The following is a 26,668-nucleotide window of genomic DNA, read 5'->3' on the forward strand; positions in this document are numbered from 1 at the left end:
TTGTCTATCAATGTATCTCGCGGCGGCGCTCGTAAACCGAATAGCGCGTCGCGTGGCTGTCCTTTTCCCCGGCGGGAACCTCCTGCGCACTCACCATACGCCAGGATTTCGGGTCGATCGGCGGAAAATGCGCGTCGCCATCGACCGTGGCCAGAACATGGGTGACGTGCAGCCGGTCGGCCAGTGGCAGTGCCTGGGCATAGATCTCGCCGCCGCCGATGACGCAGACCTCGTCCACGCCGGTCATGCAGCGTCCGCGCACATTCGCCAGCTGGATCGCGGCTTCCAGTGTATGCGCCACCTCGACGCCCTCGGCGTGCCAGGCCTTGTCGCGCGTAACGACGATGTTCAGCCTGCCCGGCAGCGGACGGCCGATGCCTTCATAGGTCTTGCGGCCCATGATGATGGGCTTGCCCATCGTGTCGGCCTTGAAGCGCTTGAGATCCGTGGAAAGCCGCCAGGGCAGCCCGCCATCCCGACCAATCACGCCATTCTCGGCGATGGCAACGTAGATCGCGACATGCATCAGTTCGCGTCCCCGCCGCTGCTGTCCGACGGTTCGAGCAAGAGGATGTCGATGTCGCGCTCGGGATAGAAATCGTCAGCGGTCATCTCGAAGCTCGTCGGCCCGACCTTTTTGACATTGTCGCCGCAGAACGAGACCAGCGCCTTCGGGTTGCCTTTGTCGATGGTCAGCTTGAACTTGCCGATGGTGCCCGCCGCCCAATTGCCGCCCGTGGTCAGGATATAGGCGATGCGGCTTTCATAATATTTCGGGTAGCCGTCGGGACTGTCCTTCGCAGCCTTCCGCACCGCTTTTTCGAACGTGTCGTCCATGCAGTAGCGGGTCTTGTAGGCCGCATATGCGCCCTGGAACTGGCCCTCGTTGAAAAAACTGACCGAGGAGGTGCCGCCGACGCTCGGCTTGTAGCGGTGCGAGACATGAACGTCCTTGTTGGCCGGAAACGTCGAGCGCCACCAATAGGTCGAGCGGAGCTGCCAGAACGGCGCATAGCTGGACTTCATACCGCTCCCGTCATCGGCGGTATCCTCGATGATGATGCCGCGATTGACCCAATCGTCGGCCACCGCTTGCGGCAGCTTCGCCAGGGCAGCCTTGGCCGCGTCGCCGAACGGATTGAACGGCACATTCTGCGCCTTCAAATCGGCGCTGATATCGATGCCGAGCGCGAACACCTTCTGCTCGAGCTGCGGCTTTGCCGCGACACCGTCGATCGTCACCTCGAAGCCGAGGAAGTTGTCGCTCTGGTTCTCGGGAATGGCCGGCATCTCTTCGGGATTGCCGGAAATGTCGGGCATCGGGAAGGCGACGATCGCATCGACATCCTTGTCGGTGTTGTTGTGGAAGACGTAGTCGACCGTCACCTTTTCGGGCGAGATGAAGAGATCCTCGCTTTGCATCGCCACGGCGTCGCTGCGCGACAGGATCAGGCCGCCGGTGCCGAGTTCGGCGACGGAATCATTGGCGAATGCGGGCACGGTCGAGAAGGCCAGCACCGCGCTCAGCATATATCGCAACATGAAAGCTCCCTCGGCGAGAATGTCGCGATGACCCTAGCCGTTTCAACGTGGCGTTTCAAAGCCCTTCCATATCCCATGACCGCGCCACGGTGTCTGGACTAACAGGCTCCGATCGGGCAGGAGTTCGCTCCATGCGCACGCTTCTCGTCATCGGCATCGGCGCCGGCAATCCCGACCACATGACCGTGCAGGCCATAACCGGCCTGAACAGGGCGGACGTCCTGTTTATTCCCGACAAGGGCGCGAAGAAAAACGAACTCGCCGACCTGCGGCGCGGGATCTGCGACCGCTTCGTCACCAATCCGAAATCGCGCCGCGTCGAGTTCGACGTGCCGGTGCGCGCCGAGCCTGCGCCCTCCTACCGCTCGACCGTCGACGACTGGCACGAAGCTATCGCCGCCATCTACGAAGCCCTGATCCGTGACGAGATCGCCGAAGGCGGCTGCGGCGCCTTCCTGATCTGGGGCGATCCGTCGCTCTACGACAGCGCCTTGCGCATCCTCGAGCGCGTGCGCCTCAGGGGCAATGTCGCCTTCGAACTGGAGGTCATCCCCGGCATCACCGCCATCCAGGCGCTGGCGGCCAGCCACAAAATGGCGCTGAACCGCATTGGCGATTCCATCCTGGTCACCACCGGCCGCAGGCTTACCGAAGAAGGCCTGGCCGGCAATGCCGGCAGCACCGTCGTCATGCTGGACGGCAAATGCGCCTTCAACACGCTGACCGAGCAGGATGTCACCATCCATTGGGGCGCCTATCTTGGTACACCAGACGAGATCCTCATTTCAGGCCGCCTCGGCGATGTCGGCGCCAGGATCGAACAGACCCGCGAAGAAGCCCGCCGGAAAAAGGGCTGGATCATGGATACGTATCTGCTGCGCAAGCCGGGCGAATAGGAAGGCAATAAGGCAGTAGGGCAGTAGGGCAGTAGGTGAAGGATATTTTGTGCTGGAAAACAGCTACGAATTACCTCCCTACTGCCCTACTGCCCTACTGCCCTACTGCCCTACTGCCCTACTGCCCTACTGCCCTACTGCCCTACTGCCTACCCCGCATCGATCTCCGCCTGCAATGCCTCCATATGCGTCGCTGCCGCCGCGGCCGCCGCGCGCTCGATGGCTCGGAAGCGGCTGACCACCGCCAGGCCGACCGCCGTCAGTTGCGCGCCGCCGCCCTTGCGGCCGCCGGTCTGCGCCGAAACCAGCGGCTTGCCGAACACGCGGTTCATATCCTCGACCAGGTCCCAGGCATGCTTGTAGGACATCTCCATGCCGCGCGCGGCGGCCGAAATCGAGCCGAAGGAGGCGATCTGCTCCAGCAGCTCGATCTTGCCCGGCCCAATTCGCCCGTCCGGATCGAGATTTATCCGCAAGCTCAACGACGGCATCTTTGCTCCTCCGCAATCACCCCAAGCCTTGCTATCAAAGTTGCCTCGATGTCGAAGCTGCCTTGGCGATACCGTTATTCCAAATCAACATAGCGCCGATCGCCGCGCCTGTCAGCCATCGACCTCGAACGGCAAACCGGCGCTGGTGTTGGCCCGATCGAAGCTCACGGTCTTGACCACCGCGAAAACCTTGCCGCCCAGCCGCAGCTTCAGCGCCTGCCGCGACTGCTCGGTGATGCGGGCAAGCACCGTTGCGCCATTGCAGTCGATGCCGACCTCGACCGCGGGGCCCTCGCCCGGGCTGATCGCCACGATCGTGCCGGGCAGGATGTTGAGCGCGCTGAGGCCCTTGGGTTGTTCGGTGGCGATCATGACGTCGCGGGCGCGGATGCGGATGCGCACCGGCGCTCCCGCCGTCACGGCCAATCGCGGCACGCGGATCTCGCCGGCGGCCGAGCCGAGCACCGTCATGCCGAAAGGCTCGTCATGGCGCAGCACCTTCGTGTCGAGCACGGCGCCGCCTTCGCGGCGCTCTTCCGCCGGCAGCAGGTCGAGCCTTTGCATGACGGCCTCGGTCGGGCCGCTGGCAACGACCTTGCCTTGCGCCATCGTCACCACATCGCTGGCCAGCCGCGCCACTTCGGCGATCGAATGGCTGACATAGACGATCGGGATCTTCGTCTCGTCGCGCAGCCGCTCGATATAGGGCAGTATCTCGGCCTTGCGCGCCTCATCCAGCGAGGCCAGCGGCTCGTCCATGAGCAGCAGCCTGGGGCTGGCCAGCAGCGCCCGGCCGATCGCCACGCGCTGTCTCTCGCCGCCCGACAGCTTTGCCGGCCGCCTGTCCAGAAGCGGAGCGATGCCGAGCAGGTCGACAACCGCGTCCATGTCGGCATAGCGCTCCCTGGCCGGCGTGAACCAGCGGCCGTAGCGCAGATTGCCGGCCACGCTCATATGCGGAAACAGCCGCGCATCCTGGAACACCATGCCGATGCGGCGCCTGTGCCTCGGCACGAAAATGCCGGCATCCGTGTCGACCAGCACGCGGCCGTCGACCTCGATGCGCCCCTTGCCGGGCCGGATCAGCCCGGCGATCATGTTGATCAGCGTCGTCTTGCCAGAACCGGACGGGCCGAACAGCGCCGTCAGCCGACCGGCGCTCTCGAAGCGGGCGTCGATGGCGAAATCGCCGAGCCGGTGGCCGATGTCGACGAGGACGCTCATTCGATATCCATCCGCCGGCCGACGCGCCGCGCCAGCACTTCCGAGGCGACGAGCGCCGCCATCGAGATGACGATCGAGATCAGCGTCAGCCGCAGTGCTCCCTCATCGCCGCCGGGCACCTGCGTGAAGGTGTAGATCGCTGAAGGCAGCGTCTGTGTCTCGTTGGGGATGTTGGAGACGAAGGTGATCGTCGCGCCGAACTCGCCCATCGCCTTGGCGAAGGAGAGGATCGCGCCGGCGATCAGCCCGGGCAGGATCAGCGGCAGCGTGATGGTGGCGAACACCCACAACGGATTGGCGCCGAGCGTTCCCGCCGCCGCCTCGATCCTGCGGTCCACCGCCTCGATCGACAGCCGGATCGCCCGCACCATCAGGGGAAAGCCCATGACGCCGCAGGCAAGAGCCGCACCCGTCCAGCGGAAGGAGAAAACAATGCCGAAATGCTCGGCCAGGAAGGCGCCGGCCGGCCCGCGTTTGCCGAAAGTCAGCAGCAGGAGATAGCCGGTCACCACTGGCGGCAGGATCAGCGGCAGGTGCACCAGCCCGTTGAGCAGCGTCTTGCCCCAGAATTTTCCCCGCGCAAGCACAAGCGCGATCAATATGCCGGGCGGGAGGCTGGCGAGCATCGCCACCGTCGCAACCTTGATCGACAGCCGGACCGCATTCCATTCGTCGGGAGTGAGGTCCAGCAGCCAGTTCATATTGCGATATCAGGGCCTTTTCAGAGTCAGTTGCTCGGCGTGAGCACGGTAAAGCCCTGCTCCTTGAAGAGCGCGCCGGCCTTGGCGGATTGCAGGCACTTCAGGAAGGCCGGCGTATCCTTGTCCTTCGAATCGGCGGTCTGGGCAACCGGATAGATGATCGGCGGATGCGAATCCTCCGGGAAGGTGCCGACCACCTTGACGCCCTTTTCGGCATGCGCGTCGGTGGCATAGACGATGCCGAAAGCCGCTTCGCCGGTCGAAACCAGCTTCAGCGCCGCACGCACATTCTCGGCCTGCGCCACCTTGCCTTCGACCGAAGACCAGACGCCGAGCGATTCCAGCGCCGCCTTGCCGTATTTGCCGGCCGGCACCGCCTTGACGTCACCCATGGCGAGCTTGCCGTCGCCCACCAGCCTGGCGAGGTCAAACCCCTTCTCGATCTTTGCTTTAGCAGTCGAATCTTTCGGCGCCACCAGCACGATCTCGTTGCCGAGCAGCTTCACTTCGGTGTCGGGCTTGATCAGCTTCTTGTCGGAGAGATATTTCATCCAATCGAGGTCGGCCGAGATGAAGACATCGGCCGGCGCCCCGCCCTCGATCTGCTTGGCCAGCGCCGAGCTTGCGGCATAAGAGCCGGTCGCGGCCTCGCCGACATCGGCCTCGCAGGCCTTGTTCACCGCGTCGAGCGCGTCCTTGAGGCTGGCGGCCGCAAACACCACGACCTTGTCTTCCGCGTGCGCCACCGGCACCACGGCCATCAACGCCGCCGCAAAACCGCCAATGGCGATCGCCCTCAACCCGAGACCTTTGCGCGTCATCGAAACTCTCCCTGGTTTGAAATCCGTGCGGCTCGATGCCTGCCAACCGATATATCCGCATGAATATAACAAGGGAAGGCCCGACACCCTTCTCGACATCGATTGTTCTAGTAAACGGGCAAAGAAAAGACTTGGAAAGGACCCTTCGATGAAGATCAGCGCTCGCAATATCCTAAAGGGAACCATCACCGAGATCGTCAAAGGCGCCACCACCTCGCATGTCCGGATCGACAGCGGCGGCGGCGTCATCGTTACCGCCTCGATCACCAACGAGGCCGTTGCCGACCTCAAGCTCGAAAAAGGCAAGCAGGCCTACGCCGTGGTCAAGGCCTCGGACGTGATGGTCGGGATCGACTGAGGTGCCTCAATGACAGATTAAGCGGCAAGCCTATGGATCAAGGCATCTTCGACATAAATGCCATTGATGGTGTTGTGAGAAAATCGCACCTCACCGAGGCCGTCAACCCGCATGGCGATACCCAAGCCGGCGATCAGCCGATCGTCCGCTGATGTGATCTTCACCTTGCTAAGGTCCAAAATAGGTTCTTGCGGGCGTGCCTTACGCCAGTCAGCGGCAATCGTTGCCGCATCGAAATATTTCTTCTCAAGATCCTTTCGCGGACCACGATAGGCGATGATCATACGCCAATTATCGACATCGCTGTTGTACAGCCATAGCGCGGCCGCGACTCCAAATCCGTTTTCATCAAGAGCACGAATTAAGTTGATACCGGCATCGATGTCAGCCCTCACCAACGCTCCTGAAGCCATCTGAATATTCCTTGCTCTTCGTCAACCATGGCGTTTCGCATGGCCGTCGCTTCAAACACGTCTATCATATCGTAACGCGAAGCCTCATTCCAATCTGAAACCGCTGACCAGTGACCATCGAATATAGGCGACGCCGTCCGGCTTTGGGTCAGGTCGGAAAACAGGCCAGCTAAGGCTATAAGCCTGTTGAGATCGTGGCTGTAAACGTCTTGCACAAATTTCTTGTCGGGAATGGTATCCGGCTGGAAAAGCCTCGAAATTCGCGACTTGATCGCTATTTCTGCGGCGTAGCCAAAGAGATAGTAAGCATTCGAGTAGCGTTGATTTTGAAACAAGAGTTCTGCGTCACGTAGCTTAGCACCGGCTATGGCCTGGAGGGTGTTCCTCTCTAGCGTCATACGGCGATCGGCGCCTTGATCGATGCATCGGCGACGTAGTTTTCCAGTCGGAAATCCTCGAAGCGGAAGGCGAACAGGTCCTTCACCACCGGGTTGATCCACATTGTCGGCAGCGCCCTCGGCGTGCGCCGCAACTGCTCGCGCGCCTGCTCGAAATGGTTGGAGTAGAGATGCGCGTCACCCAGCGTGTGGACGAAATCGCCCGGCTTCAGCCCGGTCACCTGCGCCACCATCAGCGTCAGCAAGGCGTAGGACGCGATGTTGAAGGGAACACCGAGGAAGATATCGGCGGAGCGCTGATAGAGTTGGCAGGAAAGCCGTCCCTCCGACACGTAGAACTGGAACAGGCAGTGGCACGGCGGCAGCGCCATAGCTTCCACTTCGGCCGGATTCCAGGCTGAGACGATCAGCCGCCGCGACTGAGGATTGCGGCGTATCTCCTTCAAAAGATTCGCGATCTGGTCGATCGAGCCGCCATGGCCGTCCGGCCAGGAGCGCCACTGCTTGCCATAGACCGGGCCGAGATCGCCATTCTCGTCGGCCCATTCGTCCCAGATGGAAATGCCGTTGTCAGTCAGGTATTTGATATTGGTGTCGCCGGCCAGGAACCACAGCAGTTCATGGATGATCGACTTGAGGTGCAGCTTCTTGGTGGTGGTGACCGGAAAGCCGCGCGCCAGATCGAAACGCATCTGGTAGCCGAAGACGGAACGCGTGCCGGTGCCCGTGCGGTCGCTGCGATCGGCGCCGTTTTCCAGCACATGCTGCAAGAGGTCGAGATACTGGCGCATCGGTTCCGGCTCGATTCGAGAGTGCAGCCATTATAGCTGCCGGGCAGGCGGTCGAACATAACAAAATGGACCAGAACGCGGCCTACCATCACTCTTTCAAGGGGTAGCGCTGCCCTCACCTGCCTGCCGGCATTCTCTCCAGTATAGTGACGGGGAGAGGGGTGCTTTCATCGCCGGTTTTCGCCAATCACCAGTGCTGCATGATAAGGCGCCGTGGTGCGGGCAGCCATTTCTCCCCGTCACTATACGGGGAGAAATGCCCGGCAGGGCAATGAGGGGCGGCGCAGACGCCAGCAGTCAGCCTGAAGCGAGCCTACAAAGCCCGCTGGCGATCGTCAGAGCGAGCCGAGCTTGCCCAGATCCTTGGCCACCAGATAGTAGAAGGTCACGCGGCTCTTGGTGTTGTCCGCGTGCATTGCCGTGCAGGTCTTCTGGATCGCGGCGTCGGCTTTGGCGGCATCGCTGACGCCGAGTTTCTTGGCCGCCCAGCTCTCCCGGACGCGTTCGAGTTCCTTCGGGTCCGTACAGGACACCAGCGAGGAATCGCGGTTTCTCAGCGCGATGCCGAGGTGCTTGACGATCTTTTCGACCGCTTCGGCACTGGCACCGGCGTCATACTTCTTCACATCCGCAAGATAGTCGGCCATCAAAATTCCCCTCGTCGGCGCCACCGATCCGATCGATGAGGGCTGTGGCGCGCTTCGCAACTGGTGCGCTCGGTCGATAACTCCTCACCGCGGCAAAGCTTCGGTTGAGACCGTGTCCAAGTCAACCCTCGGGCGTGGCGATTTGACATGAGCGACAAAGCACCATTGCGCCCTTTCATTTCTGACGTCAGCCCCCTATATTCGGTTTGTCGGCTTGACCGACTATGGCGATAAATGGGCGATGAAATAAGCCGTTCGGACCCGGGGGCGGTACCCGGCGCCTCCACCAAAAGCCGCTGTTCAGGACAGAGCGGTTTTTGCTGGGGGCGAAATAGGATCGACGAAGGTGTAAAGATCGTACTTTTGCCCGGCATTGTACCACCGTCATCGGGCTAAACTTATAGTTGCCAACGACAACTATGCGGAAGCACGTCTCGCTGCTTAATGCAGTGCGATAGCTTCAAATCAAGCCCTAGGGGTTCGCACTTCTAGGCGGGGTTCGGAGGTACCTGGCAACAGAAACCTCCACTTCTCCCCCTCCCGACATCCGACATGTACGACGGCAGCTTCGCTGCCCGGTCCTTCGCTCGACCTGCGGGCCGCGACGCCGCCGCTTTGCGCGTCTCCTTTCCAAGGGCAAGAAATGCGAAACGATTCCGATCGACTCTTCGTGGTGACCGGCGGTCCCGGTTCCGGCAAGACCACACTGATCGAAGCCTTGCGTCAGGCAGGCTACACGACATCCGTCGAGGCCGGGCGCGGCATCATCCGCGACCAGTCGGCCATCGGTGGATCCGCCCTGCCCTGGCACGATCGCGCCCTGTTCGCCGAACTGATGCTGTCATGGGAGATGCGCTCGTATCGGAACGCCATCGAACAGAAGGGGCCGGTCTTCTTCGATCGCGGCGTGCCCGACACGCTTGGCTATCTCCGGCTGAGCAGCTTGCCGGTGCCAGAGCACGTCAGCGCCGCCGCCAAGCACTTCCGCTACAACCCACGCGTCTTCGTCGCCCCGCCTTGGCCGGAAATCTTCGCGCAGGATGAAGAGCGCAAGCAGACGCTCGACGAGGCCGAACGCACCTATCATGCGCTGGTCGGCGTCTACGGGGAACTGGGTTATGAACTGGTTCCGCTGCCCCTGGCGCCAGTCGAGACAAGGCTGCGCTTCGTATTGACCGAGACAGGATTGGTATGAAAAAAGGCCGGGAAAACCCGGCCTTTTCAGCGGCTTGCGGCTGCCTATTCCGCCGGCGCTTCGACCGCCTCGCGCGAGCGGCCGAGCGTGACCTTGGCCAGCGTAAAGGAAATCACGGCGCACAGCGTGATACCGGCGACCATCGGCAGCGGCGTGCCGTCGAAGAACACGCCGGCGACGCCCATGGCAAGCGCACCGATGGCGAAGTGCAGCGTGCCCATCAGCGCCGACGCCGTGCCGGCGATCTCGCCATGCTCTTCCATGGCCAGCACCGACGTGGTCGGGATGACCAGGCCGAGGAAGCCGTAACCGACGAACAGCAGCGCCGCCATCACGTCGAGCCGGTCGACGCCCGTCGCCATGATCGCGAACAGCACCACCATCGTCGTCGCATAGCCGGTCACCGCGACGCGCACCACGCGCCGCAGCCCGAACCGCTCGGCCAGCAATCCCGTCAGCTGCGACATGCCGATGAAGGCCACCGCGTTGATCGAGAAGAACACGCTGTAGACCGAAGGCGACAGCCCGTAGTGGTCGATCAGGATGAAGGACGAGCTCGACAGGTAGACGAAGAAGCTCGCAATGCCGAAGCCGGCGATCGCCACCAGGCCAAGGAAGTTGCGGTCACCCATCAAGAAGCGATAGCCGGCAAGCGCGGTTCCGAAGGAGGAACCGACGCGTTCCTCCGCCGGCCTCGTCTCCTTGAGAGAGGTCGCGAGCAGGATCGTGGCAAGGAGTGCCGCGCCCGTCACCGTCCAGAACACGGCGCGCCAGCCGAAACTCTCGATGATCTGGCTGCCGGTCAGCGGCGCCAGGATCGGCGACACCGAAAACACCAGCATCAACAGCGACATCAGCTTGGCGGCCTCATTGCCGGTGTGCAGGTCGCGCACGATGGCGCGTGGCACGGCCATGCCGGCGCTGGCGCCAAGCCCCTGCAGGAAGCGGAAGGCGATCAGCCACTCGATGGTCGGCGCCATGGCCGAGCCGATACCACCGACCATGAACAGCGCAAGGCCGCCATAGAGCGGCAGCTTGCGGCCGACCATGTCGGAGATCGGCCCGACGACGATCTGGCCAAAGCCCATCGACAGGAAGAAGATCAGCAGGCTCATCTGCACGGCAGCCGTGCCGGCATGCAGATCCTCGCCGATCGACGGCAGGGCCGGAAGATACATGTCGATCGCGAATGGACCGATGGCGGACAACAGGCCGAGCACGACCGCGATGCGGAGGAATTTGGGACTCATGATATTGGCTTCTTTCGAATCTGGTTGCCGCCGCTGGGCGACGTCTAACCCGAGGACGTTCCATCCCACGAGATTCCGACTCTCCAAGAGCGAAGTCTTTTCGCCTCCCAGGAGTGAAATCCCTTTGTATCGTGTCCACAAATTTAGACACTCTTGTCTAAATCGTCAATCACCTCTATATGGATTTTCATGAGACTGGGCGTTTCTCCTGACACTTTCCCGCCACGCGGCCATGAGGCCAAGCGCATATCGATCGTCGATGCCGCCGCGGGCGTGTTTTGCCGCGAGGGTTTCGCCGGCGCCAATATCGACCTGATCTCCGCCGAGGCCGGCGTGTCGCGGCAAACCGTCTACAACCACCATGGCGACAAGGAAAAGTTGTTCATGGCGGTGGTGCGCGACCTCACCGAGCGCTGCAACGCCGGCATCTTTGCCACCATTGCCACCTTTCCCGACCAGCCCGGCGATCTCGAAGCGGACCTGATCGGCTTTGCCGTGCGCCTGAACCAGAATTGCATCTGCAACCGCGACGGAAAATTCCTGCGCAAGCTGATCCAGACCGAAGGCGAGCGCTACCCGGAACTTTTCGCCGAGTGGCGCGAACAGGGACCGGGCAGGACATGGCCGGCGATCGCCGCCCGCTTCGCCCGCCTCGCCTATGGCGGATACCTCACGATCGAGGATCCCGACGTGGCGGCGCGCCAGTTCCTTGGCCTCGTCAACGCCGAACTGCAGACGACGTTCATGCTTGGCGGCACGCCGGGCGAAGACGAGGTCGTGCAATCGGCGACGAACGGCGTGCGCACCTTCCTGCGCGCATTCGGCAAGCGCCCTTCCCCGACCGGCGTCAAGAAGCACGCCGCGCTGGCCAACGCCTGACATTTGCGATTGCCGCGAAGCCGGCTTGCCGATCAAATCGTTCGCAATAATTCTGGCTTCGGCGCGGCGGCGATCTATATGCGGTTTACGCCGCGCTCAAGCTTGATTACAGCTATGCGGACGATTCAACGGAACCCGACCACCACATGGCCGACGACCATATCCGCTACGACATTCTGGCCCAGGAGGCGTTGCGCGGCGTCATGCGCAAGGTCCTGGCCGAGGTCGCGCGCACCGGCCTCCCCGGCAACCATCATTTCTTCATCACCTTCCTGACCGGCGCGCCCGGCGTGCGCGTATCGTCGCGCCTGCGCGAGCGCTATCCCGAGCAGATGACCATCGTCATCCAGTTCCAGTATTGGGACCTGAAGGTGACCGACACCGGTTTCGAGGTCGGCCTGTCCTTCTCCGATGTGCCGGAGAAACTCGAAATCCCGTTCTCAGCAGTGCGCGGCTTCTACGATCCATCGGTCAATTTCGAGCTCGAATTCGACGTCAAGACCGAAGGTGCGGCGACCGAGGAACCGGAAGACCAGGCCACGCCCGAACCGCTGACCATAGTCTCCGAGAAAAAGACCAAGGCCGAGAAGAAGGCTGCCGCCGAGCCGGAGAAGAAGCCGGCCGCGGGCGACGCCGCCGCCAAGGGCGCCGAAGTGGTTTCGCTCGACGCTTTCCGCAAGAAATAAGCCCACGGTTCGCGCCATGGCCGACATCGTCAACCTACGCCAGGCTCGCAAGCAGAGGGCGCGGGACGAGAAGCTGCGCATCGCCGAACAGAACCGGGCGCTGCACGGCCGTTCCAAGGCGGACAAGCAGCGCGACCGGCTGATCGCCGACAAGGCCGACAAATTCGTCGCCGGCCATCGCCTCGAGCCGTCCGACAGGGACGACCAATGAGCGTCCGGCCATGAGCGTCCGGCCGTGAGCGTCGTCGAAAAGCGCTCCGTGACCATTCGCGGCCATCGCACCAGCTATTCCCTCGAAAAGCCCTTCTACGACGATCTCGTCGCCATCGCGGCGGCTAGGAGGCTGACGCTCGCCGCTCTCGTCGCCGAAGTCGACGAGACGCGACCGCGCGACACCAACCTGTCCTCGGCGCTGAGGCTGCATGTCCTGGAATGGGCGAAGCGCGGGACGAGCGGCTAAAGGCTCTCCACAGCGTCCGCCTTTTGCCTGCGCCTGCCGCCGAAGCCAAGCAAGGTCGAACGCTCACGCTCTTCCGCCTGCTTGCGCAACCGCACGCGCATCAGATCCTTCCAGCCGACATAGCCCACCAGTTGCAGGCCTTCGCGGGTGACAACCGGCAGATGCGACACGTTGGCGGTCAGCAGCTTGTCGGAGAGGCCTTCCAGATACTCGTCCGGATAGGCCAGCGTCACCTTGCTCCCGGCCAGCAACGCGCCGAGCGTCGTGGTGCGGTGGGTTCCGGCCCGCCGCCAGCGCAGGATTGCCGGCGGATCGATGAGGCCGAGCACATGCCCGTTCTCGTCGATCACCGGAAAGCTCGGGTGCCGCGTTTCCGGTGCGGTCAGGAAGGCCGCAGCGCCATGCAGCGTCATCGTCGCCGGCACGCTCTCGACCTGCGTGGTCATCACCTCGCGCACCCTGGTCAGCGCAAAGGGATCGACGCGATATTCGCGCACCAGATGGTGCCCTCGCCTGGCGATCTTCTCGGTCAGGATCGAACGCTTCATCAGGAGCACGGTGACGGCGTGCGCCGCCGCACAAGCCGCGATCAGCGGCACCAGCACATACGTGTTGCCGGTCAACTCGACGGCGAAGAAAGTGGCCGTCAGCGGCGCCCGCATCGTGCCGCCCATGGTGGCGGCCATCGCCAGCAGTGCCCAGAAGCCCGGATCCGCCGCCGGCAGGAAACCGGCGAGCACCGCCCCCATCGCCCCGCCCATGATCAACAGCGGCGCCAGCACGCCCCCAGACGTTCCCGAACCGAGCGCCACCGACCAGATGATGGCCTTGACCACCAGCAGGATGAGTGCTGCGGTGGCAAGCGTGTGGCCGTCCAGCATGTCCGAAATGTTGTCATAGCCGACGCCAAGTGCCCGCGGTTCGATCAACCCGCCGATGCCGACCACCAGGCCGCCGATCATCGGCCACCACATCCAGTGGATGGGCAATTTCTGGAAGGCGTCCTCGCAGGCATAGACCATCTGCGTCAAAAGCCCCGACAACAGGCCGGCGCAGATGCCGACCAGAACCCAGCCGCCAAGCCCGGTGAACGAGACCGCCATGCCGCCCTCGAACGGGAAGATCGGCCCGGGCAGATGCAGCAGGGTGCGCTCGACCTCGGCGATGATTGCCGCGACGGCGACGGGAATGAAGCTGCGCGGCGTCCATTCGAAAAGCAGCAGTTCGACCGCCAGCATGATGGCGGCGATCGGCGTGCCGAACACGGTCGTCATGCCGGCGGCGGCGCCCGCCACCAGCAGCGTCTTTCGTTCATTGTCGCTGACCGGCAGCATCTGTGCGATCAGCGAGCCGATCGCGCCGCCCGTCATGATGATCGGGCCTTCAGCGCCGAAAGGACCGCCGGAACCGATCGAGATCGCCGACGACACCGGCTTCAGGATCGCAACCTTGGCGTCGAGTTTCGAGCGCCCGAGCAGGATCGCCTCGATCGCTTCGGGAATGCCGTGGCCGCGGATCTTCTCGCTGCCGTAGCGCGCCATCAGGCCGATGATCAGCGCGCCGACGACCGGAACGATGACGGCCGCATAACCGAGCGGCGTATCCTGCAGCTTCAGGTCGGCAAGCGAGAACTGGCCGAAATAGGCAATGTTGGTGGCAAGCCTGATCAGCTTCAACAGCACTATGCCGGCAAACAGCCCCGCTGTCGCCACCAAGACGGCGATGGCGGCAACCAGCAGCACTCTGGCATCGGTGGTAAAATCCCTGAGATGGTCGGGATTGGGTTGATGGGTCTTCATGATGGTTTTGCTTCCTGGCACCGGCCGTATCTCGCACGCACGGCCCGGTCGAAGCGGCCAGCCGGCTTGTCGGCTGGCTATGTATCGTAACACGATATAAATATTCAAGCGGGTTCTGCTCGAAATCCGTTTGAGCTTTCACCGGAAACCGAACAAATGTCCGATATGACGCAGCCCAGGAAATCCCGCCCCGCCATCAAGCAGTCCGATTACCAGCGGCTGTCGGAGTTTCGCTACCTGATCCGCCGCTTCCTCGAATTCAGTCAGATCCAGGCGGAAGACGCCGGCCTGTCGCCGCGCCAGCACCAGGCACTGCTGGCGATCAAGGGTTTTCCGGGCGGTGGACCCGTAACGGTCGGCGACCTGGCGGAGCGCCTGCGCATCCGCCACCACAGCGCCGTCGAACTGGTCAACCGCCTTGGCGAGGCGGGGCTGGTCGTAAGGGATCAGGACAAGGACGACCATCGCCGCGTGCTGCTGCGGCTGACCGAACGCGCCGACGATCGTCTGGCCGAGCTGTCGGCGGTCCATCTCGACGAACTCTCGCGCATAGAGCCCATGTTGCGGCGCCTGCTCGATCGGGACGGCGAGTGACGCTCCAGCGTCTCGCGCGGGCAGCACCTATATTTTCACGACGCCCTGCATCCTTTGGCCTCACTGCAACGTCTCGGTGGTGAGAGCCCAAAAGCGGCGCGGTACAATCCAGAGGAAGGTCAGGGATGAAACGTCATCTGATACGCTACAAGACGAAACCGGAACGGGCCGACGAGAACGAGCGATTGGTCAAGGCCGTCTTCCAGGAGTTGCACGACAAATCGCCGGACGGCGTTCGCTACATGACATTGCGATCCGGCGATGGGACATTCGTTCACCTGGTCGAGACGCAAACCGATGCCCATGCCGACCTCATCACCGGGCTGGCTGCATTCGAGGCATTTCAAAACGGCATCCGGGATCGTTGCAGCGAACGTCCGCAGCGCGAGGAGATGACCGTGGTGGGCAGTTACCGGATGCTGGATGCGTAACCGAGGACGTCGCAGGATGGGAGACGCATGACCATTCCCGTTGCTGACCGGCACAGCGCGCTTTTCGAGCGCCTGTCTGGGGAGTTGCGCCCCAAGCTGCACCGTTACTGCGCCCGCATGACGGGCTCGGTCATCGACGGCGAGGACGTGCTGCAGGAGGCGCTGGCCAAGGCATTCCAGGCCTTGGCCGATGCCGGGCCGATCGCCAACCCGGAAGGCTGGCTGTTTCGCATCGCCCACAACACGGCGCTCGACTTCCTGCGCCGCCGCGCCCGTGAAAAGGTCCATTCCGATGAGGATCCGGACATGATCGTCGACCCGGCAAACCCTACCGTCGACCGTCAGGCCGCTTCTGCCGCGCTGCACACCTTCATGCGCCTTCCCGTGGCGCAGCGAAGCAGCGTCATCATGATGGATGTTCTCGGCTATTCGCTGCAGGAGATCAGCACCACGCTCGACGCCAGCGTCCCGGCGATCAAGGCCGCGCTGCATCGCGGCCGGGGCCGGCTGCGCGAACTTGCCGATGAACAGGACGACCGCCCTGTTCCGAGATTGAGCGCGGCGGAACGTTTGCTGCTCGATGCCTACATCGATCGCTTCAACGCCCGCGATTTCGACGCGGTGCGCGACATGCTGGCCGATGAAGTCCGGTTGGAGCTGGTGGCCAAGACGCGGTTGAACGGCCGCAAGGAAGTCGGCACCTATTTCAGCAACTATTCCCGGGTGCAGGACTGGTGTTTCGTGCCGGGGTTCGTCGAAGACAGGCCGGCAATCCTCGTCCGCGACGCCAACGACCCGGGCGCGCGACCCACTTATTTCATCCTGCTGGCCTGGCAGGACGGCAAGCTTGCCGCCATCCGCGACTTCCGCCACGCACGCTATGCCGCGGACGGCGCCGAGATGTCCGTCCTTTAAAACGATTTCGGACAGCAAGGCCCTACTGCCCTACTGCCCTACTGCCCTACTGCAACGACTTCAACAAATTGTCGATTGTGAACGGATTGGTCTTTGGTTTCGCTGGCGGATTGTCGTTGGCCTGCGGCTGTGGCGCCCGCTCGACCTTCGGCGCTGGGTCGGCGGCTTTCCGTTCGGCCTCCTGCCTTGCCTTTTCCTGCGAGGCGATGCGCTTTGCCTCTTCCGCCTTCTGGCGCTCCTGTTCCGCCTGGGCCTTGGCCGCGTCATCGGCGGCCTGCTGCTCGGCCGCGGCCTTGGCGTCGGCATCCGCCTTTGCCTTGGCGTCGGCATCCGCCTTGGCTTTCGCTTCGGCGTCGGCTTTCGCCTTCGCATCCGCTTCAGCCTTGGCATCCGCTTCAGCCTGGGCCTTGGCGTCGGCCTCCGCTTTCGCCTTGGCGTCCGCCTCGGCTTTCAGCCGCGCCGCTTCCTCCTGCTGGCGAAGCTCCTCGGCGGCCTTGTCGCGCCCCTCCTGAAGTGCAGCGTAGTAGCGCACCTCGCGCCGCAAACGCTGCTTCTCCAACAGCGCCGCCTGCATCGCCTCGACGCGCTGCTGCTCCTTTTCCAGCGCTCGCTGGGTCAGGAACTGTGCAAGCGGCTCGCTGTCGAACTGCCGTTTGATGGCGCCGAGCGGGCCTTCGGCGGTGAAATTCATGACCGGCTCGGAGCCGACGAGGGCCTCGTCGCCGGGCTTGTAGGTGATCGCGCCCTTGGCCGACACCGTGTTGGCGTTGAGATCGGCCGTGATATCGGCGGACAGGGTCGCCGCCGGATTTTCAAAACTGATCGGCGGCGCCCGCAGCGTGCCGCCGGCAACCGTGAAAGCAATTTCGGCATCCCCGGCGGCAAAGCTGCCGTCGGCGGCGATGTCAGGCGCGAAGCCGGCGGTCTTGGCCGCGTCAATGTCGCGGCCGATCGCATCGGCCTTGGCAAGCAAAGCGCTGAACGCATCGGGATTGACGCCGGCGACCTGCAACCCCTTCAATGTCGCCGTGCCGGAACCCGACAAAGCGGCGACCATCGCATCGACCGACTTGCCGCTGGTCGACAGCGCCGCCGAGAAATCGCCTTTGCCGCTGATGCCGGCGTCCGGCAGCACGGTTCCCAAATCGGATCCGGCCAGTTTCATCTGGCCGCTGAAAAGCCCGGTGCCGTCATTGTTCTTCAACTCGAACAGGCCGGTCAGCGCCCCGCCGAGGAGCTTGGCCTTGAGATCGGAAACGCGGATGCCTTCCTGGTCGAGCTTGAGCGAAAAGGCGGCGTCGTAAGCGGTGGCGAACGAGCCGGCGGCGAGCGCCGCCGTCGTCAGGTCGAGGTCGGCGGTGAACGGCAGGCTGGATTTCTGGCTGAAGGGCGCATCCGGCCAGGCGCCACGCCTGTCGGCCCCGCTCTTGTCTACCCCGCTCTTGTCGGCCCCGCTCTTGTCAGCCGCACCCTTGTCAGCAAGAAAGGCGGAATCGCCGAACAGCGCCACCGCCATCGGATCGAGGTCGAGTTCGTCGAGCGCCAGCGCGCCGGCCAGATGCGGAACGCCGTCCTTGACATCGACATTGACGTCGCCGGACACCGCCGCCTCGTTGATGGCGCCGCTGAGATTGTCGAGCACCAGCAGGCCGTTGCCATAATCGCCCTGCGCCGCGAGCGATGCCGACATGCCGGCGCCCATGCCCGGCAGGCCGATGCCCGACGTCATCAGCCAGGGTTCGATGTCGGCGGCGTCGACGCTGAGCTTGCCCTTGGCGGTGGGCCCTTGCGGCGTGTCCGCCACGGTTCCCTCGAAGCCGGCCCTGAAGTCGTTGCCGGTGAGGCTGAAATTTGTCGCCAGGCCGCCGCTGAGCGTGCCTTTGGCCTGGATATCGGTGCTGGCCTCGCCCAGCATGCCGAGCGGCAGCGCCGGCAGGCCGTAAAGCGCCAGGAGAGCGGTGGCGTCGGGGTTTTTGGCGTTGAAGGTCAGCGTTACCGGCGCGTCGAGAAGATCGTCCATCGCCCCCTTCCCCGACAGCGAGGCCGAAAAAGCCGAGCCGCCGGCCTTGCCCTGCCCGCTCACCGCCAGGCCCGTCGTGCCATCGCCATTGTCGGCTGCACTGGCCACGAGGTCGACGCGGGCATCCTGGAACAGGTCGGGATAGGCGGCCGCACGGCTTGCCAGGCCCTTCAGCACGGCGCTGTCCGGATAATGCTGCGCGGCGACGTCGATCAGCGGCTTCAGGTCGACGGCGACCACGGAAGCGTCCAGCTTGCCGGTCGGGCTCGCCGGGAAATCCTTGATCCGGCCCGTGGTGCTGATCGAGGCGCCGGCCAGCCCGCCGACCGACAGCCGATCGATTTCGAGCAAGCCCTCGCGCAGCCTCAGCGCCGTGTCGACCGTGTCGGCGGTCAGCCCGCCGGCGCTGACCGGCCCAGCCTTGATCTGGAAATCGAGATCGCGGTCGGCGAAGCGGTTGGCGCCCTTGTCGCTGACGAAGATCGAGGCGAACGCCGCCAGCCCGTCGACATCGAGCTCGCCGCCCTGGAGCCGCATCAGCACCGAGGGCCTGGCGTCGTCGGGCTGGCTGGAATCGATGCGTCCGGAAAACTTCGCCTTGCCCAGGATCAGTTCGAGGTCGCTGAAGGATTGATGGTTTCCTGAGAGATCGACCTTGGCCTTGAAGCCGGCGGCAGGCAGGCGGCGGATCGCCTCGTCGACATCCTTGGACAGCCAGGCGGCAAAGCCCGAGGGCTGCGCCACCGCAAGCAGTAAGGAGCCGGTGAAGCCGAAATGGCTCTGTACGTTGAGCACCAGCATGCCATCGGCTTCCAGCGTGGTGCGGCCCGGCAGTGTCGCGGCAAGCGACTTTATCTTCCAGCCATCTTCGACCGGCTCGGCGGAAAGATGCACGTCGCGCACCGTCGTGTCCCCGGCGACCACCGCCGGCAGCTTGACCTCGACCGTGCCGGGAATGGTCGGCTTCGGCAGATCGAGCAGCGCCTGCTCCAGCCCGGCAATGCGCTGGTCGAGCGTCAGGCCGGTGCCGGCTTGAGCGCCCACGGCCTCGTCGAACTGCACCTGCGCGCCATTGGCCTCGATGGCGAAGCTCGGCTTCTGGCCGAGGTCGACCGAGGCCTTGCCGTCGGCGGTATAGGGATTGTCCAGCGGGCCCGTCTCGAAACGGAATTGGTCGACGCCGAGCTTCTGGTGGTCGAGCGAGAATTTGCCGTTCAGCCGAAAGCCCGGATCGGGCTTGCCGGTCGAGACCTTCACCGTCTCGCCATCGTTGCCGCGCAGCTCGGCGCTGTTCTTGTCGGCTCCGGAAATCTTGAACTGGCCCGAGTAGACGGCGGCGCCGTTGACGATGCCCGCATTGCCGTCTGTTTCGATCACCAGCGGATAGGCATCGGGGTCGGCCTTCAGGCGAATGCGCATCTGTCCGGATGGTTCGGCCTTGCCGGTCGACGCAGCGACCGTGGTGCGCAACCCGTCCAACCGCAACGTGCCGTCCAGGCGCCACGGACCGGCCAGCGACTTGGCCGAGATGGTCGAATTGATCTCGGAAAAGATGTGACTGCGCCCGCCGGCAGCATGGCGCAATTCGATCTGCCCTTCCGTCACCGTCAGCTTCTCGATCGATATCTGGCTGGGGTTGAAGGGAGAGGACGGGCGCATCGCCCAGTCGACCGTGCCATCCCTGGCGATGTCGATGGTCGCCTTCGGCCGCACCAGCCGCATATCGAAGATCAGCACCTCGCCGCGCAGGAAGGGCGCGAGTTCGGCATCCATCGAAAACGTCTCGACGGTCATCGCCGGCTCGCCATTGGGGCCACCGGCGACGGCGACGTTGGAGAAGGTCACCGAGGGAAACGGCAACAGCCTTGCCGTGGCGTCGCCCTGCACGGTCACCTTGCGGCCGAGGATAGCGCTCGCCTCGCGTTCGAAATCGGCGCGGTAGCCGGTCCAGTCAATAAAATAGGGCACCACCAGCGCCGAACACAGCACCAGCACGAACAGGCCACCGAAGATCACGAACAGGCGTGCGAGCATCAGCTCCGAACAGGTTGATTGAATTTCCGCCGCACTCTACCCGCATCCGCGTGTCGATAAAGAGGCAATTCTTCGAGTGTTGCGTCCTGTCGGGCGATCTGAAACAAATCCCGGAAAATACGGAGATTCTCGGATGTCGGGCAAGAACTGGGACCGCGTGCCGATCGACGCGCAGAGCGTCGATGCGCCGCTTTCGCGGTCGGCGATTTTTCTGGTGGTCACCGTCGCCGATGAACAGCCGGCTCTCGCCAGGGTTTGTTCCGCGCTCGGCGACCTTGACGACCTGGTCAAGAATGTCGGGTTCCGCGACCTTGGCGGCCGCCTGTCCTGCATCGCCGGCATTGGCCGCGCTCTCTGGGACCGCCTCAGCCCCGGCCGGCGGCCGCTGGAGTTGAAACCGTTCGCGCCGATCAAGGGAGCGGTCCATTCGGCCCCGTCGACACCGGGCGACCTCCTCTTCCACATCCGCGCCGAACGATCAGACATGTGCTTCGAGTTCGAGCGTATCCTGCTCGACAGGCTTGGCCCTGATGTGACCGTCGTCGACGAAGTCACGGGCTTTCGCTATTTCGATGCCCGTGACCTGCTCGGCTTCGTCGACGGCACGGCCAACCCGACCGGCCTCGACCTGCCCGCCTCGGCGCTGATCGGCGACGAGGATGCCGACTTTACCGGCGGCAGCTATGTCGTCGTCCAGAAATACCTGCACGATCTCCAGGCCTGGGCGCGCATTCCAACGCCCGAGCAGGAGGCGATCATCGGCCGCACCAAGATCGACAACATCGAAATCGACGATGACGACGCGCCACGCAAGTCGCACAAGTCGCTGGCCACCATCGAGGATGCCGACGGCAACGAATACGACATATTGCGCGACAACATGCCGTTCGGCAGGCCCGGGCAGAACGAGTTCGGCACCTACTTCATCGGCTATTCCCGGTATCTCTGGGTCACTGAAAAGATGCTGCAGCGCATGTATGTCGGCGACCCGCCGGGCGCCTACGACCGGCTGCTCGATGTCTCGACGCCGCACACCGGCACGACATTCTTCGCCCCGACACGACCCATGCTGCAGGCCCTTGTCCAGGACGCGCAGGAGCAGCCTGCGGCCGCACGGTAAAGGGCGACGGCTGACGGCCTATCCGCTGGGCTTCAGCGTGCGTCGCGCTTCGCCTGCGCCACCTTGGCCGCCTTGCGCTGCCGGCAGAGTTCCGCCGGCCGGACCAGGTTCGGCGCCCGCTGGTTCGTCACCGCACGCATGGCGCGGTCAAGACAAGCCTTTTGTCCAGCAGCCTTGCGACGACCGATGCCACACCGATCAGCGGGCGGATCGGCCACGCAGATATGCACAGACCAATTCGATGAGTTCGGCTCGCAATGCGGGTAGATCGAGCTCACCATGCCGCGCGGCGGCATGAACCACCCCTTCGACCGCCCCCGACAGCACACGCCCGGCAATGTCATCGCGCTCGGGGTCAGGCGTTCCAGAGGCCCACGCGATCACGGCCTGGTAGCGCCGCTGATATTCCGCTTCGAACTGATGTTGCGTCGAGCGGGCGGCAAGCGGCACTTCGTCGAGCAGGACGCGATGCAGGTCCTGGTCGACATTATGGGCGGCGACGACACCGTCGATCAGCCGCGCCGCTCGCTGCTCCAGCGTGGTTGCCACATTGCTCTCATTGGGCCCGGAAATTGCCGCCAGCACTCCGTCGAGATGGCGTTTGCGGATCTCCTCCGCCAAGGCCAGCTTGTTAGGAAAATACTGATAGATCGAACCGACGCTGACGCCACCAACGGACGCCGTTTCGTTGGTGGTGAAATCCGCCCAGCCGCGCCGCGCCAGAACGCGAGCCGCCGCCTCCACGATCGTGTCGACGGTCGCACGCGAACGCTGCTGCCGTGGCGCTTTGCGCACCTTTGCCTGCTCTGAGGGAATGCGAGTAGCCATGACTGGGCTTCTTCACCAAAATGCGACTGTCAGCTCACATTTATCGAGCGAGCCGTGACAAGCAAGTCCCGCCTGTCACCCAAACAAAGCGAGGCCACCATGAGCAGCAAGACTCTGCTTCACTCCCTGTTCCGCTACAAAGCCTGGGCTGATGATGGGCTGCTTGCCTTGCTGGCCGGGATCAAGAACGACGTATCGGAAGAGCAGTTCGGCACGATCCTCGAGACCATCAATCACGCGTATGTCGTCGACAAGATTTTTGCCTCGAACGTCCAGAAGCAGAGGCACGGTTTTCGCGATACAGGCACGAGCAGCACGCCGACATTCGCCGAGCTATCGAAGGCAATCACCGAAACCGACCAATGGTATGTGCGCTATGTCGAACAGCTGGGTCCCGAAGCTCTAGCGGAGAGGATCCCCTTCGTCTTTACCAGTGGTACCCCTGGGGAAATGTCACGCGAGGAGATGTTGGCACACGTCATTACCCATGGCGGTTATCATCGCGGCGAGGTCGGCAGGATCGTGACTCAGTTGTCGAAACCCACGTCTCCCGACACGTTCACCGGTTATCTTCACCAGGCCGAGCCTGCGAGTCGCGCGTGAAGCCCGAACGGGACTAGCTTCTTTGGAACGTGTCCGCGCTGGTCGACATCGAACGCCACCAATTCAGTTTTTCGATTTTCGCGGGTTGGCCCTCGCCGCTGGCCTTTATCGCCGCATCCGAGACGACAAACCACAACGTCTCCATTTTTCCCTCCCGAAGGAGGCCGGTGTAGGAAACGATCGCATCCCCGGCCGCCGTTTTCCCGCCGCCGGCAAAACTGATGCAGTCGCCGCGGTGGACGCCCAAAATCGGAATTTCCCGGCCATGGAAACCGCTATCCGGCAGCGCGGTTCGAAACGATCCCGATATACGGTTGTCCGCATCATCGGTGATCTCGACAATGGACCCGTATTGATTCTTCCAGACGCCTTTCCAGTCCATGGGAGGCCGCTCCGCTTTGACGATATCCCTTGGTTGCCGCAACGTGAAAGCCGGGAATCGGTTCCGAATGTGCGGGCAGTGTCAGGCCTCAACGTGCGGCCGGTGCAGGTGCCGTCCGAACCGAATGGCGGCGCGTTCGACAAGCCTTTTCGCGCCGACGCATTCACGGGTTGTCTTCACCAACGAGCCTGCGAGACTTTCGCCTATAACGTTCAGGCTCGCCGTCCGACACCCTCGATCAACACGGTCAAAACGGTTCCGTTGTGAAGACTGGTCGAGAAACTCTCCGCAATAAATTCCAGCATCGAATCATGAAACGTCAGGATGAAGTGCCGATAGTTTGAAAACAGTTCCGGCGTGTGTGACGGATGAACCCGATTTGTCTTTTCAAGGGACGCGATCCACGCTGAGTTGAGGACTTCGAATGCCTCATAGGGTCGCAAGCCCAGTGCATAGAGCCGGTGGCCGCCGATGGTTTCATCATTCGGCGGGCCGAACTGAAATGCCAGATAAGGATCTGCCGTCAGGACGACGACATGCTGGTTGACTGTTGCCGGTGAAACTGAGCGCGGATTCGTGCCATCGAAGGACGTATCCGGAGCATTGGCGATATAAGCGACGAGCAGCCTGCTTTCATCCGCAAACACATGAGGCAATGGCGCGCCGGGGGAAGACGGCGGCACCTCGATCGGCAGCAGGGTCTCGGCACCCGACATTTAATGGGCCTCGCTCGGCAATATCTTGCCCGGATTCATGATGTTTTGCGGGTCAAGCGCCTGCTTGATCGTGCGCATGATGTCGACGCCGTGGCCGAGTTCGTGGCGCAGGAAGCCGATCTTGCCCTGGCCGATGCCGTGTTCGCCGGTGCAGGTGCCATCCATGGCGATCGCCCGCATGTTGAGCCGCGCGACGAATTTTTCCGACAGCGCGATCTCCTTGGGGTCGTTCACGTCCATCAGCACCAGCACGTGGAAATTGCCGTCGCCGGCATGACCGACGATCGGCGCGATCAGCCCCATTTCGGCGATGTCGGCTTCGGTTTCGGTGACGCATTCGGCAAAGCGCGAGATCGGCACGCAGACATCGGTCGATAGGCCCTTAGCGCCCGGCCGCAATGTCAGCGACGACCAGTAGGCGTCGTGCCTCGCTTTCCACAATTTCGTCCGCTCCTCGGCGACGCTGGTCCACAGGAACGGTCCGCCGCCATTTTCCTCCGCGATCATGCCGAAGGTCTCGGCCTGCTCGGCGACACCGGCATCGCTGCCGTGGAATTCGACGAACAGACACGGGCTTTCCGGATAATCGAGCTTGGAATAAGTCTTCATCGCCCGCATCTGCAGCGCATTGACCAGTTCGATGCGCGCCACCGGAATGCCCATCTGGATGGTCGCGATGACGGCGTTGCAGGCAGACTCGACGCTCGGAAACGGACAGACGCCGCCGGAGATCGCCTGCGGAATGCCTTGCAGCCTCAAGGTCAGCGACGTGATGATGCCGAGCGTGCCTTCCGAGCCGACCAAGAGCCGCGTCAAGTCGTAACCGGCCGAACTCTTCTTCGCCCTTTTGCCGGTGATCACCGTCTCGCCGTCGGCCATGACGGCGGTCAGCGACAGCACGTTCTCGCGCATCGTGCCATAGCGCACGGCGTTGGTGCCGGACGCCCGCGTCGCGGCCATGCCACCCAGCGAGGCATTGGCGCCCGGATCGATCGGAAAGAACAGGCCGGTGTCGCGCAGATGCCGGTTGAGATCCTCTCGCGTCACCCCGGGCTCGACCGTGCAGTCGAGATCCTGCGGATTGACCGAAAGAATCCGGTTCATGCGCGACGTATCGACCGAGATACCACCGCCCGGTGCATTGGTGTGGCCCTCCAGCGACGAACCGACGCCGAAGGCGATCACCGGCACGCGATGGGCGGCGCAGGCGCGCACGATCTCCTGCACCTCGGCAGCCGTCTCCGGGAAAGCGACACCGTCCGGCGCCTGCGTCGGGATGTAAGTGGTGGTGTGCGCGTGCTGCGAGCGGATAGCCTCGCCGGTCTGGAAGCGCTCGCCGAGCCGCTGCTTGAGGATGCCGAGCACCGCCGCGATGCCTGCCTCGTTGCGTTCGACGGGATTGAGGTCGCTCAGAGCCATGAATTCCTCCGCGAATGGACCAGTGTCCACGCTTGTTATGCGATTATGGATGCGTAGTCTCCGTAGCCACGCTCTGTCCAGCGCCAGAACAAGGAAGTTTCCATGTCCATCCCCGCCCCGTTCGTCTCCAGGCCCATGGACATCGAAAAGGACTGGATCGATTACAACGGCCATCTCAACATGGCCTATTACAACGTGCTGTTCGACCGCTGCTCGGACGAGGCCTTCGAGGCGATGGGCATGGGGCTGGACTATGTGAAAGAGCGGCGGCTCACCATCTACACCGCCGAAGTCCATGTCTGCTACGTGCAGGAGCTGCATCTGGACCATAAGGTCCAGGTCTCCTTCCAGCTGATCGACCATGACGAGAAGCGGCTGAGAGCCTATCAGGAAATCCGCCATGTCGACGGCTGGCTCGCCGCCACTTCCGAGACCTTGTCGCTGCATGTCGACATGTCGGGACCGAAGGTCGCCCCCTTCCCCGCTGATGTGCTGGCCAAGGTCGAAGCCATGCTTTCAGCCCATTCGGTGCTGCCGATGCCGGAGCGTGCCGGCCGCTCGATCGGGATCAAGCGCAAATAAGGCGGGCTGTCACTGTCACCGCGTCCAGCGAAGTGGGCATCAAAGCCACACCGGCAGCTCAAAATGGAGGAACCTGCAAATCGGCTGGCGCCGGTTCTTGAAGCAGCCTCGCCCCGGCGTTAACCTTACCGAGGTTTTAACGGGAACAAGCCAATTGGGCCGTTGAACGACTCAGCGGAGCGGCAGAAAAGGTCCGCACGGGTTGTTTGCGGGCGGCGGGCGGAGCCGGTTCGAGGGACGTGCATGAAAACCGACATCAAGGTCGAGGTGGACAGGCTGGCCGCCGATCCGCGCATTACCGACTATGATTTCTGGCGTTCGCTCAAGAACGTCGACAACGAGATCTTCCATATCGCCAACAACAACGAACCGATTCCGTTCGACATGATCCGCTGGCGCAGCATTCTGAAGCGCGCCCGCCTGAAGCGCGGGCATGCCTAGCACCGGCGTATCGCCCCAGAACAAACCAGGCA

The 26,668-nt window shown here is 63.1% G+C and carries 31 protein-coding genes and 1 other RNA gene; 15 read left to right on the top strand and 17 right to left on the bottom strand.

Features of this window, described 5'->3' with window-relative positions:
• Nucleotides 1–7: 7 nt before the first annotated feature.
• Nucleotides 8–526, bottom strand: coding sequence for a dihydrofolate reductase (locus LB577_RS06620; RefSeq protein WP_224686072.1), 519 nt, complete (start codon nt 524–526; stop codon nt 8–10).
• Nucleotides 526–1,542, bottom strand: a complete 1,017-nt coding sequence (locus tag LB577_RS06625) for a DUF4424 domain-containing protein (RefSeq protein WP_224686073.1) — start codon at nt 1,540–1,542, stop codon at nt 526–528. Before LB577_RS06625 ends, LB577_RS06620 begins: the two co-directional genes overlap by 1 nt.
• Nucleotides 1,543–1,673: 131 nt before the next feature.
• Between LB577_RS06625 and cobF the strand changes: the two genes are divergently transcribed.
• A complete protein-coding gene (gene cobF / locus LB577_RS06630) occupies nt 1,674–2,438 on the top strand; it encodes a precorrin-6A synthase (deacetylating) (RefSeq protein WP_224686074.1) in 765 nt (254 codons plus the stop codon).
• Between the two features lie 149 nt (nt 2,439–2,587).
• On the opposite strand, the gene LB577_RS06635 is transcribed toward cobF, so the two are convergent.
• From LB577_RS06635 to modA, 4 genes are all read right to left on the bottom strand, one after another.
• Nucleotides 2,588–2,929 carry a winged helix-turn-helix domain-containing protein gene (locus LB577_RS06635; protein WP_023765062.1) on the bottom strand — a complete coding sequence of 114 codons (342 nt, stop codon included), beginning with the start codon at nt 2,927–2,929 and terminating at the stop codon, nt 2,588–2,590.
• A 111-nt stretch (nt 2,930–3,040) separates the two neighbouring features.
• Nucleotides 3,041–4,153 (bottom strand): molybdenum ABC transporter ATP-binding protein, encoded by a 1,113-nt coding sequence (gene modC, locus LB577_RS06640; protein WP_224686075.1) that lies wholly within the window; start codon nt 4,151–4,153, stop codon nt 3,041–3,043.
• Nucleotides 4,150–4,854 carry a molybdate ABC transporter permease subunit gene (gene modB / locus LB577_RS06645; RefSeq protein WP_224686076.1) on the bottom strand — a complete coding sequence of 235 codons (705 nt, stop codon included), beginning with the start codon at nt 4,852–4,854 and terminating at the stop codon, nt 4,150–4,152. The genes modC and modB overlap by 4 nt, the downstream gene beginning before the upstream one ends.
• Nucleotides 4,855–4,880: 26 nt before the next feature.
• Nucleotides 4,881–5,675 (bottom strand): molybdate ABC transporter substrate-binding protein, encoded by a 795-nt coding sequence (gene modA / locus LB577_RS06650; protein ID WP_224686077.1) that lies wholly within the window; start codon nt 5,673–5,675, stop codon nt 4,881–4,883.
• A gap of 148 nt (nt 5,676–5,823) precedes the next feature.
• Here modA and LB577_RS06655 point away from each other — a divergent pair, with 148 nt between their 5' ends.
• On the top strand, nt 5,824–6,033 hold the full coding sequence (locus tag LB577_RS06655) for a molybdopterin-binding protein (protein ID WP_224686078.1): 210 nt from the start codon (nt 5,824–5,826) through the stop codon (nt 6,031–6,033).
• Nucleotides 6,034–6,050: 17 nt separating this feature from the next.
• Here LB577_RS06655 and LB577_RS06660 read toward each other — a convergent pair whose 3' ends face one another.
• The 4 genes from LB577_RS06660 to LB577_RS06675 all read right to left on the bottom strand — a co-directional run bounded on the left by LB577_RS06660 (nt 6,051) and on the right by LB577_RS06675 (nt 8,282).
• On the bottom strand, nt 6,051–6,446 hold the full coding sequence (locus tag LB577_RS06660) for a hypothetical protein (RefSeq protein WP_224686079.1): 396 nt from the start codon (nt 6,444–6,446) through the stop codon (nt 6,051–6,053).
• Nucleotides 6,425–6,844 (bottom strand): hypothetical protein, encoded by a 420-nt coding sequence (locus tag LB577_RS06665; RefSeq protein ID WP_023765068.1) that lies wholly within the window; start codon nt 6,842–6,844, stop codon nt 6,425–6,427. The genes LB577_RS06660 and LB577_RS06665 overlap by 22 nt, the downstream gene beginning before the upstream one ends.
• Complete coding sequence (locus LB577_RS06670) at nt 6,841–7,635, bottom strand: thymidylate synthase (RefSeq protein WP_224686080.1); 795 nt, start codon at nt 7,633–7,635, stop codon at nt 6,841–6,843. Before LB577_RS06670 ends, LB577_RS06665 begins: the two co-directional genes overlap by 4 nt.
• Before the next feature lie 335 nt (nt 7,636–7,970).
• Complete coding sequence (locus LB577_RS06675; RefSeq protein WP_023778092.1) at nt 7,971–8,282, bottom strand: DUF2853 family protein; 312 nt, start codon at nt 8,280–8,282, stop codon at nt 7,971–7,973.
• Between the two features lie 169 nt (nt 8,283–8,451).
• Here LB577_RS06675 and ssrA point away from each other — a divergent pair.
• Together ssrA and LB577_RS06685 are read left to right on the top strand one after the other, a co-directional pair.
• Nucleotides 8,452–8,812, top strand: a transfer-messenger RNA (tmRNA) gene (gene ssrA, locus LB577_RS06680).
• Between the two features lie 113 nt (nt 8,813–8,925).
• Nucleotides 8,926–9,477, top strand: coding sequence for an AAA family ATPase (locus tag LB577_RS06685; protein ID WP_224686081.1), 552 nt, complete (start codon nt 8,926–8,928; stop codon nt 9,475–9,477).
• A 44-nt stretch (nt 9,478–9,521) separates the two neighbouring features.
• Here LB577_RS06685 and LB577_RS06690 read toward each other — a convergent pair whose 3' ends face one another.
• Nucleotides 9,522–10,727: a multidrug effflux MFS transporter gene (locus tag LB577_RS06690; protein WP_023778090.1), complete on the bottom strand. Its 1,206-nt coding sequence runs from the start codon at nt 10,725–10,727 to the stop codon at nt 9,522–9,524.
• A gap of 189 nt (nt 10,728–10,916) precedes the next feature.
• Here LB577_RS06690 and LB577_RS06695 point away from each other — a divergent pair, with 189 nt between their 5' ends.
• The 4 genes from LB577_RS06695 to LB577_RS06710 all read left to right on the top strand — a co-directional run bounded on the left by LB577_RS06695 (nt 10,917) and on the right by LB577_RS06710 (nt 12,752).
• Nucleotides 10,917–11,606, top strand: coding sequence for a TetR/AcrR family transcriptional regulator (locus LB577_RS06695; RefSeq protein WP_013894731.1), 690 nt, complete (start codon nt 10,917–10,919; stop codon nt 11,604–11,606).
• A gap of 146 nt (nt 11,607–11,752) precedes the next feature.
• Nucleotides 11,753–12,292, top strand: coding sequence for an SspB family protein (locus LB577_RS06700; protein WP_023765073.1), 540 nt, complete (start codon nt 11,753–11,755; stop codon nt 12,290–12,292).
• Nucleotides 12,293–12,308: 16 nt separating this feature from the next.
• A complete protein-coding gene (locus LB577_RS06705) occupies nt 12,309–12,503 on the top strand; it encodes a DUF4169 family protein (RefSeq protein WP_224686082.1) in 195 nt (64 codons plus the stop codon).
• Between the two features lie 24 nt (nt 12,504–12,527).
• The gene (locus LB577_RS06710) at nt 12,528–12,752 is read left to right on the top strand and encodes a ribbon-helix-helix domain-containing protein (protein ID WP_224686083.1); all 225 of its coding nucleotides are present in this window, start codon (nt 12,528–12,530) and stop codon (nt 12,750–12,752) included.
• Here LB577_RS06710 and LB577_RS06715 read toward each other — a convergent pair.
• On the bottom strand, nt 12,749–14,551 hold the full coding sequence (locus LB577_RS06715; RefSeq protein WP_224686084.1) for a chloride channel protein: 1,803 nt from the start codon (nt 14,549–14,551) through the stop codon (nt 12,749–12,751). The two genes, LB577_RS06710 and LB577_RS06715, sit on opposite strands and share 4 nt — an antisense overlap.
• A 156-nt stretch (nt 14,552–14,707) precedes the next feature.
• On the opposite strand from LB577_RS06715, the gene LB577_RS06720 reads away from it, so the two are divergent.
• The 3 genes from LB577_RS06720 (at nt 14,708) to LB577_RS06730 (ending at nt 16,491) form a co-directional block, all read left to right on the top strand.
• Nucleotides 14,708–15,145, top strand: a complete 438-nt coding sequence (locus LB577_RS06720; RefSeq protein WP_224686085.1) for a MarR family winged helix-turn-helix transcriptional regulator — start codon at nt 14,708–14,710, stop codon at nt 15,143–15,145.
• Between the two features lie 125 nt (nt 15,146–15,270).
• A complete protein-coding gene (locus LB577_RS06725) occupies nt 15,271–15,576 on the top strand; it encodes a hypothetical protein (protein WP_023778084.1) in 306 nt (101 codons plus the stop codon).
• A 27-nt stretch (nt 15,577–15,603) separates the two neighbouring features.
• The gene (locus LB577_RS06730; protein ID WP_224686086.1) at nt 15,604–16,491 is read left to right on the top strand and encodes a sigma-70 family RNA polymerase sigma factor; all 888 of its coding nucleotides are present in this window, start codon (nt 15,604–15,606) and stop codon (nt 16,489–16,491) included.
• Between the two features lie 46 nt (nt 16,492–16,537).
• Here LB577_RS06730 and LB577_RS06735 read toward each other — a convergent pair whose 3' ends face one another.
• Nucleotides 16,538–20,545 carry an AsmA family protein gene (locus LB577_RS06735; protein ID WP_224686087.1) on the bottom strand — a complete coding sequence of 1,336 codons (4,008 nt, stop codon included), beginning with the start codon at nt 20,543–20,545 and terminating at the stop codon, nt 16,538–16,540.
• Between the two features lie 133 nt (nt 20,546–20,678).
• Between LB577_RS06735 and LB577_RS06740 the strand changes: the two genes are divergently transcribed.
• On the top strand, nt 20,679–21,665 hold the full coding sequence (locus LB577_RS06740; RefSeq protein ID WP_224686088.1) for a Dyp-type peroxidase: 987 nt from the start codon (nt 20,679–20,681) through the stop codon (nt 21,663–21,665).
• Between the two features lie 198 nt (nt 21,666–21,863).
• Here the strand turns inward: LB577_RS06740 and LB577_RS06745 are convergent, their stop codons facing one another.
• Nucleotides 21,864–22,493, bottom strand: coding sequence for a TetR/AcrR family transcriptional regulator (locus tag LB577_RS06745; RefSeq protein ID WP_224686089.1), 630 nt, complete (start codon nt 22,491–22,493; stop codon nt 21,864–21,866).
• 99 nt (nt 22,494–22,592) lie between these two features.
• On the opposite strand from LB577_RS06745, the gene LB577_RS06750 reads away from it, so the two are divergent.
• Nucleotides 22,593–23,096 carry a DinB family protein gene (locus LB577_RS06750; protein WP_224686090.1) on the top strand — a complete coding sequence of 168 codons (504 nt, stop codon included), beginning with the start codon at nt 22,593–22,595 and terminating at the stop codon, nt 23,094–23,096.
• A gap of 13 nt (nt 23,097–23,109) precedes the next feature.
• Here the strand turns inward: LB577_RS06750 and LB577_RS06755 are convergent, their stop codons facing one another.
• From LB577_RS06755 to LB577_RS06765, 3 genes are all read right to left on the bottom strand, one after another.
• Entirely contained in the window at nt 23,110–23,478 is a 369-nt protein-coding gene (locus LB577_RS06755; RefSeq protein WP_224686091.1) for an avidin/streptavidin family protein, read from the bottom strand.
• A gap of 212 nt (nt 23,479–23,690) precedes the next feature.
• Nucleotides 23,691–24,194 carry a hypothetical protein gene (locus LB577_RS06760; protein ID WP_224686092.1) on the bottom strand — a complete coding sequence of 168 codons (504 nt, stop codon included), beginning with the start codon at nt 24,192–24,194 and terminating at the stop codon, nt 23,691–23,693.
• The gene (locus LB577_RS06765) at nt 24,195–25,613 is read right to left on the bottom strand and encodes an FAD-binding oxidoreductase (protein WP_224686093.1); all 1,419 of its coding nucleotides are present in this window, start codon (nt 25,611–25,613) and stop codon (nt 24,195–24,197) included.
• Between the two features lie 102 nt (nt 25,614–25,715).
• On the opposite strand from LB577_RS06765, the gene LB577_RS06770 reads away from it, so the two are divergent.
• Nucleotides 25,716–26,195 (top strand): thioesterase family protein, encoded by a 480-nt coding sequence (locus tag LB577_RS06770; protein ID WP_023778077.1) that lies wholly within the window; start codon nt 25,716–25,718, stop codon nt 26,193–26,195.
• A gap of 243 nt (nt 26,196–26,438) precedes the next feature.
• On the top strand, nt 26,439–26,636 hold the full coding sequence (locus LB577_RS06775) for a hypothetical protein (RefSeq protein ID WP_013894716.1): 198 nt from the start codon (nt 26,439–26,441) through the stop codon (nt 26,634–26,636).
• The last annotated feature ends 32 nt before the right edge of the window (nt 26,637–26,668 follow it).

The organism is Mesorhizobium sp. B283B1A (genome assembly GCF_020165735.1).
Taxonomy (GTDB): domain Bacteria; phylum Pseudomonadota; class Alphaproteobacteria; order Rhizobiales; family Rhizobiaceae; genus Mesorhizobium; species Mesorhizobium opportunistum.